Raw genomic sequence first — 15717 nt, forward strand, 5'->3', positions numbered from 1 at the left:
TATGCGTTTTGCTCTTAATACGGCGCTTGCCATGTATGCAGCGATTCGTAAATAGCCTTTTGAATGACAGACGAATCTGCCCTCCCCTCTTCTGCCTCAGAGACGCCATCTCCGCGCACGACCGGCGGGAATTTCCGCTGGGAGCCGCCAACCGCCGCGGAGCTTCAGGCACTGATGCCCGGCTACGCGATTGAGAAGCTGCTGGGCCGTGGCGGCATGGGCGCGGTGTATCGTGGAGTGCAGACGAATCTGGACCGGCCCGTCGCGATCAAAATTTTACCACCCGGGGTGGAAAAGGAAGACCCCAGCTTTGCCGAACGCTTCAAGAGCGAAGCGAAGCTCATGGCACGGCTCAATCATCCCGCCGTTGTCAGCGTGTATGACTTCGGCAAGACCAGCTCCGGGCTCCTGTACTTTGCCATGGAATATGTGGACGGCAGTGATGTGCAGCAGATGATCAGCGCACAGAAAAAGCTGCCGCCGGAGCATGCGCTTGCGATCACGGCCCATGTGTGCGATGCGCTCGCTGCCGCGCATGAGCTTGGCATCGTACATCGGGACATCAAGCCGGCCAATGTGCTCATTAACATGAAGGGGCAGGTAAAGGTGGCTGACTTCGGACTCGCCAAGATCGAAGACCCTGGCAGCCATGGTCTGACGAAGACCGGCTACGCGATGGGCACGCCGGACTACGTGGCCCCTGAAGCGCTGATGCTCGGCTCAAAGGTGGACGGAAGGGCCGATTTGTATGCCGTAGGAGTGATGCTGTACCAGATGCTGACCGGCCAGATCCCGCGAGGGGCGTGGCATCCGGCCTCGGTCATCAGTCCGGGCACGGATGTGCGCTTTGATCACATCATCCTCAAGGCGATGCAGTATGACCGCGAGCAGCGCTACCAGAGCAGTGCAGAGCTGCGGCGTGAGCTGGACACCATCCTCAGTGTGCCGCTGGTGCAAAAAAATGCGCCGGTGAGCGCAGCGATTCCGATGGCGGAGGTGGCGCAGGCGCCCGCGCCACGCAGCGCTGTCCAGAAGCCCGCCGGCAAAGGGCCGCAGCAGAAGCCTGCGATGCAGCAGCCTGCCAGCCCGGCACCGGCGAAGGACACGGCGGGCAAATCCAAGGCGCCGCTCTTTATAGGCATCGGTGCCGTGGCGGCCATTGGCGTTGGTGCATTCCTGATGATGGGAGGCAAGAAGGCGGCGAAGCCGGAGGGGACGGCGCAGGTTGTAACGGCCACGGCTGCATCCGACGCGCAACGACCTGCGGCAGCGCCTGCGGTAAGTGTGGCCCCAGCCAAGCCGCTGGCAGCGGGTGAAGCAGGGTTCATGAAGGAGTTTGAGGTGCGGGGAGGCTTCTTGAAAACGAGCCTGGTGCTCCCTGACAACCGCAGGATGCTGGCCTTCTCCTCTCCGCAAATCGCACTGGTGGACATCGAGACTGGCCGGCCAAAGTGGACGATGAGTGACGGCGGCGGCTACTTCGCGGCGGCGTTGACCCGGGATGGCACCCGCTTTGCCGTTTATTATCTGCGGGGTCCGGGCGGGAAGCCCCTTGGCAGCCAGATGGGGGCCACAGAGGCAAAAATCAGCCTGCGTGAAACAGCCACGGGCGCGCTGATCCAGGACTGGACCATCCCCACCAGCGGGCAGGACACGGGCTATCAATTCATCGCACTGGCCCCCTCGGGAAAGACCCTCGTGGCAAGGGTGAGAAAACCAGACTCCAAGCAGTCGACCTTCGTGTGTTTCGAAGAGGGCCGGAACGCACCGACACACACCTGGGAAGGTCAGGGCGACATGATCGGTTATACGACGCACGCGTTGAACGACCAGGAATTCATCTCCACCGGAAGAGGCGGCTCATTTCTGATGAAGCTCGGCACACCAGGTAAGGCCGAGACCTTTGTGGCTGAACTTGCCGAATGGTACAGCGCCCTGAGTCCCGATGGCCGGTGGCTTGTCGCGGCAGATTCCGGCAAGCTGGGCGTCTGGGATACCCAGCAGCGAAGGCGCGTGATCAATTTGGAGGGTTCACCGACCTCCAACGCTACACTGTGTTTTGCGGGCACCGATTTGATTTGCATGGGGGACGCCGGCGGGGCGACTGACCATAAGATGCGGGGGCTCAAAGTGTGGGAGCGCAGCAGCGGCCGGCTGCTAGCCCACCTGCCGCTGACACGTCCGGACGAATACCTTGGCGAATGCACCGGCTCGCCGAACGGTGACTTTGCGGTGATTCGCATCAGGCATGATCAGGTGCCTTCCGGTGGCGAAAACAACCTCGTGCAAATCTGGCGCCTGCCGAAGCCTGCGCAGGTGGCGGCGGCAGCGGTGGCGCCAGGTGCTGCCCCAACATCTGCACCCGCGCCTTCTCCCCCGCCCGTCGTCCCTGCCGCAAGTCCCAGCCCGACGACCGGATCTGCGACTGCTATGACTGGTGCTGCGCCCACGCCTGTGAGTGGTTCTGCTGCGTCCAAGTCTGCCGATCCCAAGTTTCCTGTGGGGCAATGGGTGAAGGTTTTCACCAAGCGGGAAGATCTGCCCGCGAATCTGCTGAAGCCGGACAGTGGTGTGACTTGGGACAATGGAGTCCTGATCTCGACCAAGAGCGCCCATATTGGAGCCATCACTCAGATCGGACGCCCCAAGAACTGCGGCATTCGTTTCAGCCTGGACACAGGGGGCATGCTGACTGCGCGACTGCGTGATCTAGACAACAGAGCCTATTACTCAATCAATCCCACCAGCATCTCCCGCTGGAATCAATCGAATGAGAAAAACCCGAATCAATCCCTCACCGCGTTCGCCTTGACGGGTGCAGAGCGGCCCAGTCGGAAGTATGAATTTTGCGCGATTGGCAACCGCCTGGTGGTCCGCACGGATGAGGACAAGCTACAGGCTTCGATCGAAGACGATCAAATCCGGGATGGCGGGCTGATGATCATCAACAATTTCAAAGGCAGACTCTTCGACATCGAAGTGATCAATCTGGATGGACTGCCCGAAGCCGAAGCTCTGAAAATCGTGGGAGTGGATGCGAAAGGCAATGACACGCGGGCCGCTCTGGTGGCGCAGGAAAAGAACGAGGCGGAGCGGCAGAAGGTGATGCAAAGCGCAGTGGAGATCCCCGAACTGGCGGTGCTGCATGAGCAGTTTGTGAAACTGAAAGCGGAGCGTGTCACCGCGCCCTTCGAGGCTGGTGTGGCGAAGCTGAATGCCGGGTACAGCGGCGGCATTGACCGCAAGATCAGCGAGGAGAAAACTGCCGGGCATCTGGATGGCGTGCTGGCGCTTGAGGCGGAAAAGAAGCTGATCGCGGACAAGCGGCCCATCCCTGCCGAGGATGGCACGGAAATCTCAGCGACACTGAAAGGGCTGCGCGCGATCTATCGCGAGGCTTATGCAAAGATCGCCGCCGCACGCAGCACGAATCTGCAAACGCTCATCACTCCCTTGGCGCTGCGTCTCAAACAACTCGAATCCAACCTGACGCAGAAAGACCGCGTGGCGGATGCCAAGACCGTGCGTGAGTATCGCGAGAAGCTCGCCGACGCATCTGCGAATGACTCCCCTGCCCTAGTGGCAGCCGGTGCGGGCGGCTCTGCCACGGCGAAGCCTGAGGCGGACAAGAGCGAGCGGATGGCCCCCTCGGCGAAGCCGGGCAAGATCGCCAAACCCAAGAATGCCTTCACCGAACGGGAGGCCGCCGAATGGGTGCTGTCGTTTGCGGCGCAGGGTGGCGGCACCAGCGTGACCATCCAAGAACCCGGCAAAGCGGAACAGGTGATCCAAAGTCAGGCGCTGCTGCCGAAGGAGAAGTTCTTCGTGCGCAAGCTCCAGTGCTCTCCGCCCAAAGAGGAAGACTGGTCACGCATCACGGATCAGGAGATCATGCGTCTGCTGGGACTGGAGGATGTGCGCAGGATCAGCCTGCCGCACGGCAGGCTGACTCAAGCGGCCTTGCGGGCTTTGTGCCAGATCCCGACGCTGGAAGAATTGTCTTTTCCAGGAGACATCCTTGCCGCGGGTGACCTGGCAGTGCTGGAGAATGCCCCCATTCAGCACTTGGATCTGCTGGGGTTGTTCATTACCGACAAAGCCGCACTGAGTGTTTTCAGCAGCATGAAGAACCTGCGATACCTGAGTTTCGGTGCAAAAATCAATGCTGAGATGGTCGCTGCGATGCCGTTGCTGCCCAAGCTGGAGGTTTTTACCGCTGCGACGAACGACCGGGTGCGGGATGACGTGCTGCCACTCCTTTCACAAAAGTTTCCAAGCCTGCAGCGCATTGACTTTTGGGGAGGCAAAAACATCGAGGCAAAATCCTTGGAGAGTCTCAAAAACCTCAAAGGCCTCATGGACGTGGGCGTGGTGGGAACGCAAGTGGACGATATGAAGCTTGCCCAACTCGAAGGCCTCAAAAGCCTCACTCGACTGGGGCTGGGCGAAACAAAAGTGACGGACACCTGCATTTCCACCCTAAAGACATTCAAAAACCTGGAGCATCTTACGATATTCAACACCCAGATCACCGACGCAGGACTGCAGGAAATTGCGGGAATTCGCTCCCTGAAGACACTTGAGACACGACATTCTGACGGCGCTCCCATCGGCCCGCCCGGCACTGGTTTTACCAGCGCCGGGGTGGACGCCTTTGAGAAAAAGCGGCCCGACGTGAAGGTTATACGATAACCTCACTTCCCGGCCACGGCATCATCCACGGCGCTGTCGAGGACGTCGCAGGCTTCGATGAGGGCTTCTTCGGTGACGGTGAGAGGGGGGCAGATCTTGACGGTCTGGCCCCAGGCTCCGACGGGGGCGAAGAGGAGAAGGCCGCGCTGATAGCAGAGCTCGATGATGCGGTGAGCAAGATCGTGGTTCGGCTCTTTTTTGCCGGGCATGATGATCTGCATGCCGGCGACGAGTCCGGCGCAGGTGACATTGCCGACGACCTGCGGGTGGCGCTTCTGGATGGCTTTGCAGCGCTCCAGGAGGATGGGGCCAAGGCGGGCGGCGTTGCCGGTGAGGTCTTCGTCGAGGAGTTTTTTGATATTGGCGACGGCGGCGGCGCAGCAGACGGGATTGCCGGTGTGCGTGCTGGTCATGCTGCCAGGGGGGAACTGGTCCATGATCTCGACGCGGCCGATGACGGCGCTGAGGGGCATGCCGCTGCTGATGCCTTTGCCGCAGCAGATGATGTCCGGGGTGACGCCGTAGTGCTCGAAGGCCCAGAACTTGCCGGTGCGACCAAAGCCGGCCTGCACTTCATCAAAGGTGAGCACGACCTTGTGCTCATCGCACCAGGCACGGAGTTTCTGGATGTACTCGACGGGAGCGAAGTCGGGGCCCACGCCCTGATAGCTCTCGATGATGACGCCCGCGATGTTAGCACCGGTGAGGCCTTTGTCGGCGATGGTTTTGAGGAAGGTTTCGAAACTGGTGTCCTCCGTCCAGTAACCGTCCGGGAAGGGCGCATTGAGAATGGCGGGGTCTTCATTCACGATCCAGGCCTTCTGCCCGGCCATGCCGCCGGCCTGCTGGCTGGCCAGCGTGCGGCCATGGAAGCCACGGGTGAAACCGACGATGCCGATCTTTTCCTTTCCGCCGACTTTGATGCCATGGCTGCGGCTGAGCTTGATGGCGCATTCGGTGGCCTCGCTGCCGGTGCTGAGGAGGAAGACTTTCTTCAGGCCTTCGGGCGATACGGAGGCGATGAGTTCAGCGGCTTCGGCACGCTCTTCGCTGGGGAAAACGTAGTTATGAATGAGGCCGCTCTGGATCTGGTCGATCATGGCCTTGCAGATTTCGGGGGCGGCGTGGCCAGCATTGGTCACGAGCACACCGCTGCTCCAGTCGAGCCACTGGTTGCCGTATTTGTCGAAGATGGCGTTGTCGATGGCCTTGTCCCACACAATGGGGGGCATGCCACGCATGGACTGGGGCTCAAAGTGACGCAGCTTTTCCAAGGTGGGGACGGAATCTGGGTGCGGCAGTGGCGTGCAGATGCGGCGATGCTTGGTCTCGACGTGTGGAACGGTCTGTGGTGTGATGCTGAATTCTTTGCCCATGGAACGATGATGCACGTGACTGCGTTTTGCTGCTACTCGCTTTGCAGCCTGTCGCGATATTTTTGTGCGCATACGAAATAACTCGCAGGCGGTATGATTGTGATGACCTACCGACGTGTACGCAGGAAGGCGGCACGCTCAGGGGTTCTCCGCGCTCTTCTGCGGACGCAGCATGCCTGCCGCCCCTTCGGGCCAAAAGGCCCCGTCTTCGATCCACTCGCGCAGCATGCCGATCTGATCGTCGGTGAGACTGACCTGGGTGCGAGGCATCATCTTGGGGTGCGTGCCGCCACGCTGGACGGCGCTGATAAGCAGACTGCAGTCTGGATCTCCAGGCAGGATGTATTCACGGCCACCGGGGCTGCGGGTGAAGGCCAAGGCCCGGCTGGTGAGATTGAGTGAAGGAGGTGGGAGGCGGCCATTGTGGCACTGGAGGCAGTGCTGCTGCAGCACGGGTTTGACCTGGGTGTGGAAGTACTGCTCTCGGGCGGTTTGGCTGGGTGGAAGCAGGGAGCAGCCGGCCAGAAGGAAGAGTGCGGGAAGAAAGCGCGTGATCATGCACCAAGCCTACCGGCAGCGCTGAAAACGGACTACGCCATGATTGTGCAAAGTTGCGCCGATGCTTGACGCCATGCAGCAGCCACCGCCACAGTACCGGCATGCCACGCAAACCCAAACCTCCGACCAACGGCCACTGCCGCATCGTTTTGACCGGAGGCCCCGGCGGGGGCAAGACGACGGCAGGCGATCTCTTCCGCCGCGAGATGGGCGAAGACGTGGTGCTGGTGCCGGAGGCGGCCACGATGATGTTCAGCGGAGGCTTCCCACGCGTGCAGCATCCAGGGGCGATCCATGCGGCACAGCGTGCCATTTATCATGTGCAGATCCATTTGGAGGAGGCTGTGATGGCGCAGCATCCGGAGCAGATCCTGCTGTGCGATCGCGGCACGGTGGACGGCGCGGCTTACTGGCCGAGCGGCCCCGAGGGCTTCTTTGAAGACATCGGCAGCACGCTGGAGCGCGAACTGGCACGCTACGATGCGGTGATTTTTTTTGAAAGCGCGGCGGTGGGGCACATGAGCATCGAAGGCGGGAACCCTATCCGCAACGAAACCATCGAGCAGGCCGTGAAGCTGGACCGCAAGCTGCGGGATCTGTGGAGCCAGCATCCGAAATTCATGCTGGTGCCGCACAATCCCTCCTTCTTCAAAAAGATCAGCTTCGGCCTCGCCGTGCTGGATGGCATGGTGAGCGAGCTTGGCTGCCAGGAGCGAAAGAAGAAGAAATAGGGGTGCGAGGTGGTGGTGAGGGGAAAATGGGCTTTGGGCAGATGCGGAGTTTGCTGCGGTGGCGGGGCTCCCGGAGCCGGTTAAAAACCGGCGCTCCCAGCACTTTGCGGTTCGGGATGCTTCAGCGAAAGATGGTTGCCCGCAGGGCAGCACCACGCGTAAAGACTCATCCATGAACGTCGAACTCGTCAACACTGGCACCGAACTCCTTCTGGGAGACACCATCAATACGAACGCGGCCTGGATAGGCCAGCGGCTGGCGGCGCTGGGAGTGCAGGTCTCGCGGCAGACGATTGTGCCAGATGGGGTGGTGATCCGGGTGGCCATCGCAGAGGCGGCGCAGCGCGCGGACGTCGTGCTGGTGTCCGGAGGGCTGGGACCGACAAACGATGACCTGACGCGGGAATCCACCGCCGAACTGCTGAGCCTGGACATGGAGCTGAATGCCGGGGTGATGCAGCATTTGAGCGAGTACTTTGCCAAACGCGGCAAGCCGGTGAGCGAGGCCACGCAGCGGCAGGCCATGGTACCGCGTGGAGCGGAGGTGCTGCACAATCATTTTGGCACAGCTCCGGGACTCTACTTTCCGCCGGAACTCAGCGCGGCGCTGGGCTGGAATGCTCACATCTTTCTTCTCCCCGGCCCGCCGCGCGAACTGAAGCCGATGGTGGAGAGCGAGGTGGAGACGCGATTGAGGAACTGGCTGCCGGACGGGGCCTCCCGCCGCGTGTTGTACCTCAAGGTGACAGGCGTGGGCGAGTCGGACATCGTGGAAGCGGTGGAGAAGCGGCTGGAGGCGATCGCAGGGCTGGATCTGGGGTACTGCATTCGCAATGGCGATGTGGATGTGCGGCTGGCTGGGCCGCAGGCGGCGGTGGACGAGGCGGCAGACGTGGTGCGTGCCGCGCTGGGAGACTGCATCGTCTCGGAAGACCGGCGCATCATTGAAGAGGTGATCGTGCAGCTGCTGCAGGAGCGCGGGGAGTGGCTGGCCACGGCGGAGTCCTGCACGGGCGGGACGATTGCGAATCGCATCACGGATGTGAGCGGTGCTTCGCGTGTGTTTGGCCACGGATGGGTCACCTATGCGAATGAAGCAAAGCACCAGCACCTCGGCGTGCCGACGGAATTGATCGAAACGCACGGAGCGGTGAGCGAGGAAGTGGCGCGGGCCATGGCGGAAGGCGCGCTACGCAACAGCGGAGCGGACCATGCGCTGGCGGTGACCGGTGTGGCAGGACCGACGGGTGGTACGCCAGAGAAACCGGTGGGCACGGTGTGGATCGCGCTGGCGACGAAGGGCGCGGAGACGTGGGCGCAGAAGAAGTTCTCGCCGGGATCGCGAGATCGCTTCAAGCTGCTGACCTCGCAGGCGGCGCTGGACATGCTGAGGCGGAGGATGCTGGGGATTGCTTTGCGCTGAGGTGAAGGGTCATCGAGACCGTGCAAATGCGGCACTTGTGAGTGTGGCGGAGCGATCACCAGAGCCAGTCACAGACTGGCGCTCCCAGTACGGAGCTACCGCGCTGCCTTCACCTGGTCCCAAACTTTGGTGTATTTGGCGAGGTCGGGGCCGAGGTCTTCGATGACTTCGCATTTGGCCTGGAGGTCGGGGGGAATGGTGATGGCGGGGTTCTTGAGGAAGTCGGGGCTGAGCTTGTCGAGGGCGGGCTTGTTCGGGCAGTAGTAGCCCATCCATTCCATGTTCTCGGCGGCGATGGCAGGGTCGAGGAGGAAATTGATGAAGGCGTGGGCGAGCGCGGTCTGTTTGGCGGTTTTGGGGATGACCATTTCATCGCAGCCGATGGTGACGCCTTCCTTTGGGATCATGATTTCGACCTTTGGGTTTTCCATCTGGACTTGGAAGAGATCGCCACTGTAGCCATGGACGAGGAGGAACTCGGCGGAGTCGATGCCGGCCTTGTAGCCTTCGTTGTCAAAGCGGGCGATGTTCTTTTTCCAGCGGATGAGGACGTCGCGCGCGGCGGCGAGCTGGGCGTCGTCGCGGGTGTTGATGCTGTGGCCGAGGGATTTGAGGGCGGCGCCGATGGCTTCCCTCATGTCGTCCAGCAAAGTCATGCGTCCGGCGAGGTCGCTGCGTTCAAACATGGCCCAGGAGGCCTCAGGTGGCGCGCCTTTAAGCTTGTCCTTGCGCACGGCAATGGCGGCATAGGCAAGGGTGTAGGGCACGCTGTGGTCCATGGTTTTGTCCAGGACCTTGCCGAGGACGGCGGGATCGATGTTGGGGAGGTTGGGCAGGAGCTTGTGATCGAGCGGGGCAAGCATGTCCTGGGCGTGCATGACCTGAATCATGTAGGCGGTGGGCACGACGACGTCGTAGCCGGTGGCGCCGGCTTTGAACTTGGCGTACATGCTTTCGTTCGAGTCGAAGGTGTCGATTACGACCTTGCAGCGCTGTTGTTTTTCAAACTTCTGCACCACCTCGGGGCTGATATAGTCAGCCCAGGTGTAGAGGTGCAGGGTCTGCGCCTGCGCAGTGAGCGTGGCGCAAAACAGCCAGCAAAGCCATGCGAAGCGCTTCATGGCCGGGAAGCGGAAGACCTAGGCGGCCAGAGGCTGACGCAGGGGGATGCGCTGCTGCTGGCGAAAGGAGGCTTCCGTATTGTAGGCGGCCAGCAGCAGGAGGCTGAAGGCGAGATCGCTCACAAGCGAGTTGCGCAGGAACCAGACGGTGGGCAGGTGGCCGGGCTCGCCGGTGGTCAGGGCCTGGATCCAGCCGGAGAAATCATACGCATAGGCGGAGACGGGGCTGCAAAGCCAGGAGACGGTGTTGGTGATGAGATAAAACGCGAGCGAGCAGCCCACCACGCCGAGGAGACTGCCGAGCAGACTCATCTGCCCGCGCCAGCGGCTGGCGAGCAGCGCGGCGGCGGCAAAGCACCCATAAACCACCACGGCCTCCCAATGCAGGACCTGAGCGCCCGTGGCGGCGGCATCGATGAGCGCCAGCAGCAGGGGGATGGCGAGGAAGGACACACGCTTGGAAAAGACCAGCGTGCCGGTGAAGGCGAGCGCCATCCAAGGCGAAAAGTTTTCGAGCAGTTCGAAGTGGACGAGGCCTTTGAGCTTGGCCCAGCGAAATGCCGCAGCGGCCACCACAAGCAGCAGCGGGAGCAGGATGGCACGGGAGGCGGGGCGGGAGTCAGGGGAGGTCATGGTGGGAAGATGGCGAATGATTTATGATTTACGATTGATGATTTATGATTTTCACGTGCCCTGCACTCCGGAAGATCGAAAGACAAGTGCTGGGTTCAGGAAATCATGAACCGTAAATCGTCAATTTCCCCTTCTAAGCCAGGCCCTTCTTTTTCAAAAACGGCACCAACTCGTCCACGCCGAAGTCGGCGAGGACTTCGCCATCCCAGTCCATGGTGGGAGCTTTGCTCTGGCCGCTGAGATCGATCATGGCCTGCATAGCGTCGCGGTTGCCGGAGACGGTGACGAGTTCATAATCAATGCGCCGGGCATCGAGGTATTCGGTGACTTCTTCGCACCAAGGGCAGCCAGTTTTGACGTAGACAGTAGGTTTGATCATAGGGAATGATGCCCGGGGATACGGACCTGGGCAAGCGAAGGGTGCGTGATTCGCGGTTGACCACCCCCCTGCCCTGTTTAAAATTGACGGGCTGTTTTCAGAGCAATCTCACCCCGTGCTCCGAAGCCCGTCCTTCCGAACGCCAACTCCCCATGCGCCATCTCCGATACCAGACTGCGCAGCAGGAACCGTTCCAGAGGATGGAAGGTCCGAAAGAAATCTCCCGTGAGCTGCTGAGGCCCGCTGGAGTGACTTTTGAGCTGACAGGGCCAGTGCGGCCCAGCTTTGAAAACTGCAGCAGCCCGTGGTGGTGCTGTGGCAGGTCGCATGTGCGGCCGGCCGCGTGCCGCGGACCCGTGGAAGAGGCAAGCCGCCCGTTCCCGCCCGCCGCCCCCTCCAGCACCCCGGCCCTGCTCACATACGCAACCCACCCCTACAGTAACGCAACTCATGTCCGACTATCCAAACCGCAATGGCGGAGGCAACAATGGCAACCGCCGCAACCGCAATCGCAACCGCTCGCGCGGGCCGCGTCCCGAAGGTCCGCGCCCAACACGTGAAGGAGGCCGCGAAAGCCGCAACGCCCCTTCCTTTTTCCAGAAGATCCTCGGCTTCTTCGGCCTCGGCCAGAAGAGCAAGAGCCGCCCGCAGACCAGCAGCCCCGCTGCCTCCGGCCCACGCTCCACGAATGACAATCCACGCCCGATGCGCGAGCCGCGCGAAGCGCGTGAGCCCCGCGAGCCCCGTCCGCGCCGTGAAGCCCCTCCTGCGGTGAATCCGGCGGACATCACCACCGACCGCCTGTATGTCGGCAACCTGTCCTATGACGCAACCGAGAGCGACCTGTTTGAACTCTTCAACGGCGTCGGTGCTGTCAAAAACGCCGAGGTGGTGGTGAACAGCCGCACGCAGCGCTCCAAGGGCTTTGCCTTTGTGACGATGGGCAGCGTGGAGGAAGCCCGCCGCGCCGTGCAGGAACTCAGCGGCAAGGACTTCATGGGCCGTCCGCTGCAGCTGAGCGGCGCCAAGCCCAACACCCGGGGTGAAGATTCCGGCGCTCCTTCAGAGGAAGCAGCCCAGGCGGCCTGAGATTCTTGAAACCTTTTGCTCCACAGCGCCCGCAGGTTCTTGCATGAGCCTGCGGGCTTTTTATGGCGCACTGAGTGTTTTTTGCAGAAATCCTCCCAAAGAGGTGAACAAAAGCACCGGATCAGCCTTCCAAGATTTACAAACCCACCATGCCAGCTCCCACACTCCTCGACCGGGAACCCGAAACCGTGACTGCGGCGACCTGCGTTCCCCCTGCCCCTCAAGCCTCGCCGGCAGAAATCCATGCGGATGAAAAGTTTTGCAGCCAGCTGGAGGACCGCGCGCTGCTTAGCGGCCCGAACCGCCGTCTGCGGGATCTGCAGCTTTTGTATAGTGTGGCGAAGGATTTCATTCTGGGCTTTCGCGCCCTGCACTTTGTGGGGCCGTGCATCACGGTGTTTGGCTCGGCCCGCTTTCATGAGGATCATGCCTTTTACAAGCTGGCGCGGGAGATGGGGGCGGCGATCGCTCGGATGGGCTTCACAGTTTTGACCGGCGGCGGCCCTGGAATCATGGAAGCCGCGAATCGTGGCGCAAAAGATGCTGGAGGGAGAAGCGTCGGCTGCAACATCCGGCTGCCTTTTGAACAAAGCCACAATCCTTATCTCGACCGCTGGGTGACCATGGAGCATTTCTTCGTGCGCAAGACGCTGCTCATCAAATACAGCTACGGATTCATCATCATGCCTGGAGGTTTTGGCACCATGGACGAGATGTTTGAGGCGCTGACGCTGATCCAGACGAAGAAGCTCAAGAACTTTCCGATTGTGATCATGGGAAGCGAATTCTGGCCTGAGATGAAACAGTTCATGGACCACATGCTGCGTGGCGCCACCATCAGCCCGGAGGATCTGCAACTGATCAAATGGACGGATTCTGTGGAAGAAGCTGTGGCGCACCTGCAGGAAAAGGCGGTGAAGCAGTTTGGCCTGCGCCGCTTCCGTGTGCCGCGGAGCAGCTCGCTGCTGGGAGAAACAGCGCTTGAAGGAGTACATTGAAGCCCCCACTTTCGCGCCGCATGTCCGACCAAACTTTCACTCTCTCCAACGGCCTGAAGCTGGGCTATTGCGAGTATGGTGATCCGCGTGGCGAGGCGGCGTTTTACTTTCATGGCTGGCCATCTTCACGGCTGCAGGCGGCACTGTTTGATGAACATGCGAAAAAATACGGCCTGCGCCTCATCTGCCCCGACAGGCCTGGAATCGGCCTGTCCGATTTTAAAGCGAAGCGCACGCTTCTGGAATGGCCGGACACGCTGGCTGAACTGGCCGCGCATGTAGGCGCGGACAACTACCATGTGATCGGGTGGTCAGGAGGCGGCCCGTATGTGCTGGCGACTGCGCTGAAACTGCACAAGCGGCTGCTTTCCGCCACGATCATCTGCGGTGCGCCGCCGCTGACCTTTCTGGGAGACCGGCAGATGTTCTGGCTGTATCGTTTTATGATCCAGCTGCGGCATTATTTTCCCACGCTGCTGGGGCTGGTGCTGAGGCTGGGAGGTGTCATCTGCAAGGGGGACCCGTGCAATCGGCCACTGCGGCTGCTGATGAAACTGCTGGGAGCGGAAGACCGGCGCGTGCTGCTGCAGCCAGGCATTTATGATGTGGTACGCGATGCCACGCTGGGTGCGCTGGGTCGCGGGCCGCGCAGCGTGATCGCGGATGCGGACATCTATTTGAACGAGTGGGGATTTGAAGTGAGCCAGATCAATTTTCCGATCCGTTTCTGGCATGGAAAAGATGACCGCAACATCGCGTGGACCTACACTCAGCAGATTGCCGAGCTCATTCCTCAGGCGGAGACACACTGGTCGGAAATCGACGGGCACTACTCGCTGCCGATCACGCATTCGGAACAGATCATCGCCGCGGCGATGCAGAAGGATGTGCCGGAAGTGATGAAGGTGGCGTGAGCGCCTCAGGTGCCACGTCTCTAAGCAGCCGGGTGAGCTGACGAATGCCCGAAAGCAGCAGCATCGCAGCCGAAGGCCACAAGCGCGGACTCACCCCTGCTTCGGCAGCAAAATAGGAATTCCTTGATCAATCACAAACACTCGCGCGCCGTCCGGGGTGGTCAGCGCGGCCTCGACCTTGTGGGCTGCGCATTCCTCCTGCGTGGCGCGGCGGAGGGGCTGGTGGGTGTCCGGGCAGCGCAGCAGCGGGAGGAAGTCTTCAAGCCATGGAGTTTCGTTCTGCATCTTCAGTATTCAGCCATGGTGGGGTCGATCTCGCGTGCCCAGGCGATGATGCCGCCGGAGATGTTCCAGACGTCCTCAAAGCCGTGCTCGCGCAGCTTGCTGACGGCGCGGGCGCTACGGCCTCCGCTTTTGCAATGGACGAGAATGCGCCGGTCGCGCGGGAGTTCGGCGGTGCGGTTTTCCAGTTCGCCGAGCGGGATGAGCACGGCGCCTTCGATGCGGGAGATGCTTTGCTCGTGGGGCTCGCGGACGTCGAGCAGGAAGTGGTTGTCCCCTGATTCGCGGAGTTGTTTGAGTTCGTGGACGGTCATGGTTGGAATGGCGGGGGCAGCATCCACAGCGGGGATGCCGCAGAAGCCCTGGTAGTCGATCGGTTCGGTGATGGTGGGGTGGTCGCCGCAGACGGGACAGTCGGGATCGCGGCGGAGGGTGAGGGTGCGGAAGCGCATGCTCAGCGTGTCCACATGCAAGAGCTTGCCGAGAAGCGGCTGGCCGACGCCGGTGATAAGCTTGATGGCCTCCAGGGCCTGCATGGTGCCGATGAGACCGGGGAGCACGCCAAGCACGCCGCCTTCCGCACAGGATGGGACCATGCCCGGGGGCGGCGGCTGGGGGCACATGCAGCGGTAGCAGGGCGCGCCGAGGTGCGGGGCAAAAACGCCAACCTGACCATCGAAGCGCAGGATGCTGCCATACACGTTCGGTTTGCGCAGCCAGACGGCGACATCATTGCTGAGGTAGCGCGTGGGAAAATTGTCCGTGCCATCGATGATGACATCGTAGTCCGCGGCGATCTTCATGGCATTGGCTGCCGTGAAGAGCTCGGGATAAACCTGGATGTCCACGTGGGGATTGACGTCTGCGAGACGGTCACGGGCGGCTTCGAGTTTTTTACGGCCAAGGTCCTTTTGGCCGAAGAGGATCTGGCGCTGGAGATTGGTGATCTCAACGTTGTCCGGATCCACAAGGCCGAGTCCGCCGATGCCAGCCGCCGCCAAATACAGAGTGATGGGGGAGCCGAGCCCCCCTGCCCCGATGCACAGCACGCGCGCGGCCTTCAGCTTGCGCTGGCCTTCGATCCCGAATTCGGGGATGGCAAGGTGCCGCGCGTAGCGGGAAAGTTCGGCGGGGTTGAGGTCGGGCATGAGGGGCCTAACATGGCATGGAGAAACGCGGGCGCAATGATCCAGCGGTTGCGGCGAGGCATGGCGTGCTTACATTCTCTCCATGCCTGATTGGACTCCCCCAACCCAAGTCAATCTGGTCGATCTCGGTTTCATGGACTCGCGTTCGAAGCTGATCGACCTCGCCGCCTTTCTGGACCGTGTGCAGCGTGCCGGTCAGGATGGCGACTTCCGTGTGCAGGCCCTGAAAAACGCCCTTTCCCTGCTTTCCCAGAAGCAACCCCAGCGCGCGCGTGATGTGCTGCTGAGTTTCAGCGACCCGAGCACCGAACCCGTGGCAAAGGCGGCAATGCAAGGGGCGATCGGAGCGTATAAGAACTGAATCGCAAACTCC

The 15717-nt window shown here is 61.4% G+C and carries 14 protein-coding genes; 7 read left to right on the top strand and 7 right to left on the bottom strand.

Features of this window, described 5'->3' with window-relative positions; genetic code table 11:
• Window positions 1-63: 63 nt before the first annotated feature.
• A complete protein-coding gene (locus tag ACILSO_RS07535) occupies window positions 64-4692 on the top strand; it encodes a protein kinase domain-containing protein (protein ID WP_395736767.1) in 4629 nt (1542 codons plus the stop codon).
• A gap of 2 nt (window positions 4693-4694) precedes the next feature.
• Here the strand turns inward: ACILSO_RS07535 and ACILSO_RS07540 are convergent, their stop codons facing one another.
• Together ACILSO_RS07540 and ACILSO_RS07545 are read right to left on the bottom strand one after the other, a co-directional pair.
• Entirely contained in the window at window positions 4695-6068 is a 1374-nt protein-coding gene (locus tag ACILSO_RS07540) for an aspartate aminotransferase family protein (protein ID WP_395736768.1), read from the bottom strand.
• 138 nt (window positions 6069-6206) lie between these two features.
• Window positions 6207-6626 (bottom strand): c-type cytochrome domain-containing protein, encoded by a 420-nt coding sequence (locus ACILSO_RS07545; RefSeq protein WP_395736769.1) that lies wholly within the window; start codon window positions 6624-6626, stop codon window positions 6207-6209.
• A 101-nt stretch (window positions 6627-6727) separates the two neighbouring features.
• Here ACILSO_RS07545 and ACILSO_RS07550 point away from each other — a divergent pair, with 101 nt between their 5' ends.
• Together ACILSO_RS07550 and ACILSO_RS07555 are read left to right on the top strand one after the other, a co-directional pair.
• The gene (locus ACILSO_RS07550) at window positions 6728-7357 is read left to right on the top strand and encodes an AAA family ATPase (RefSeq protein ID WP_395736770.1); all 630 of its coding nucleotides are present in this window, start codon (window positions 6728-6730) and stop codon (window positions 7355-7357) included.
• A 172-nt stretch (window positions 7358-7529) separates the two neighbouring features.
• Window positions 7530-8780, top strand: coding sequence for a competence/damage-inducible protein A (locus ACILSO_RS07555; protein ID WP_395736771.1), 1251 nt, complete (start codon window positions 7530-7532; stop codon window positions 8778-8780).
• 95 nt (window positions 8781-8875) lie between these two features.
• Here the strand turns inward: ACILSO_RS07555 and ACILSO_RS07560 are convergent, their stop codons facing one another.
• The 3 genes from ACILSO_RS07560 to ACILSO_RS07570 form a co-directional block, all read right to left on the bottom strand.
• Entirely contained in the window at window positions 8876-9901 is a 1026-nt protein-coding gene (locus ACILSO_RS07560; protein ID WP_395736772.1) for a spermidine/putrescine ABC transporter substrate-binding protein, read from the bottom strand.
• Window positions 9902-9919: 18 nt separating this feature from the next.
• Window positions 9920-10534: a DUF6580 family putative transport protein gene (locus ACILSO_RS07565; RefSeq protein WP_395736773.1), complete on the bottom strand. Its 615-nt coding sequence runs from the start codon at window positions 10532-10534 to the stop codon at window positions 9920-9922.
• 133 nt (window positions 10535-10667) lie between these two features.
• On the bottom strand, window positions 10668-10913 hold the full coding sequence (locus tag ACILSO_RS07570) for a glutaredoxin family protein (RefSeq protein WP_395736774.1): 246 nt from the start codon (window positions 10911-10913) through the stop codon (window positions 10668-10670).
• A 450-nt stretch (window positions 10914-11363) separates the two neighbouring features.
• On the opposite strand from ACILSO_RS07570, the gene ACILSO_RS07575 reads away from it, so the two are divergent.
• From ACILSO_RS07575 to ACILSO_RS07585, 3 genes are all read left to right on the top strand, one after another.
• Window positions 11364-12002, top strand: a complete 639-nt coding sequence (locus ACILSO_RS07575) for an RNA recognition motif domain-containing protein (RefSeq protein ID WP_395736775.1) — start codon at window positions 11364-11366, stop codon at window positions 12000-12002.
• A gap of 149 nt (window positions 12003-12151) precedes the next feature.
• A complete protein-coding gene (locus ACILSO_RS07580) occupies window positions 12152-13000 on the top strand; it encodes a TIGR00730 family Rossman fold protein (protein WP_395736776.1) in 849 nt (282 codons plus the stop codon).
• Between the two features lie 20 nt (window positions 13001-13020).
• On the top strand, window positions 13021-13914 hold the full coding sequence (locus ACILSO_RS07585) for an alpha/beta fold hydrolase (RefSeq protein WP_395736777.1): 894 nt from the start codon (window positions 13021-13023) through the stop codon (window positions 13912-13914).
• A 90-nt stretch (window positions 13915-14004) separates the two neighbouring features.
• Here ACILSO_RS07585 and ACILSO_RS07590 read toward each other — a convergent pair whose 3' ends face one another.
• Window positions 14005-14199: a Trm112 family protein gene (locus tag ACILSO_RS07590; protein WP_395736778.1), complete on the bottom strand. Its 195-nt coding sequence runs from the start codon at window positions 14197-14199 to the stop codon at window positions 14005-14007.
• A gap of 2 nt (window positions 14200-14201) precedes the next feature.
• Window positions 14202-15344 (bottom strand): molybdopterin-synthase adenylyltransferase MoeB, encoded by a 1143-nt coding sequence (gene moeB, locus ACILSO_RS07595; RefSeq protein WP_395736779.1) that lies wholly within the window; start codon window positions 15342-15344, stop codon window positions 14202-14204.
• A gap of 82 nt (window positions 15345-15426) precedes the next feature.
• Between moeB and ACILSO_RS07600 the strand changes: the two genes are divergently transcribed.
• Window positions 15427-15705, top strand: coding sequence for a hypothetical protein (locus ACILSO_RS07600; protein ID WP_395736780.1), 279 nt, complete (start codon window positions 15427-15429; stop codon window positions 15703-15705).
• Window positions 15706-15717: the final 12 nt, after the last annotated feature.

It is taken from the genome of Prosthecobacter sp., from assembly GCF_044226605.1.
GTDB lineage: Bacteria > Verrucomicrobiota > Verrucomicrobiia > Verrucomicrobiales > Verrucomicrobiaceae > Prosthecobacter.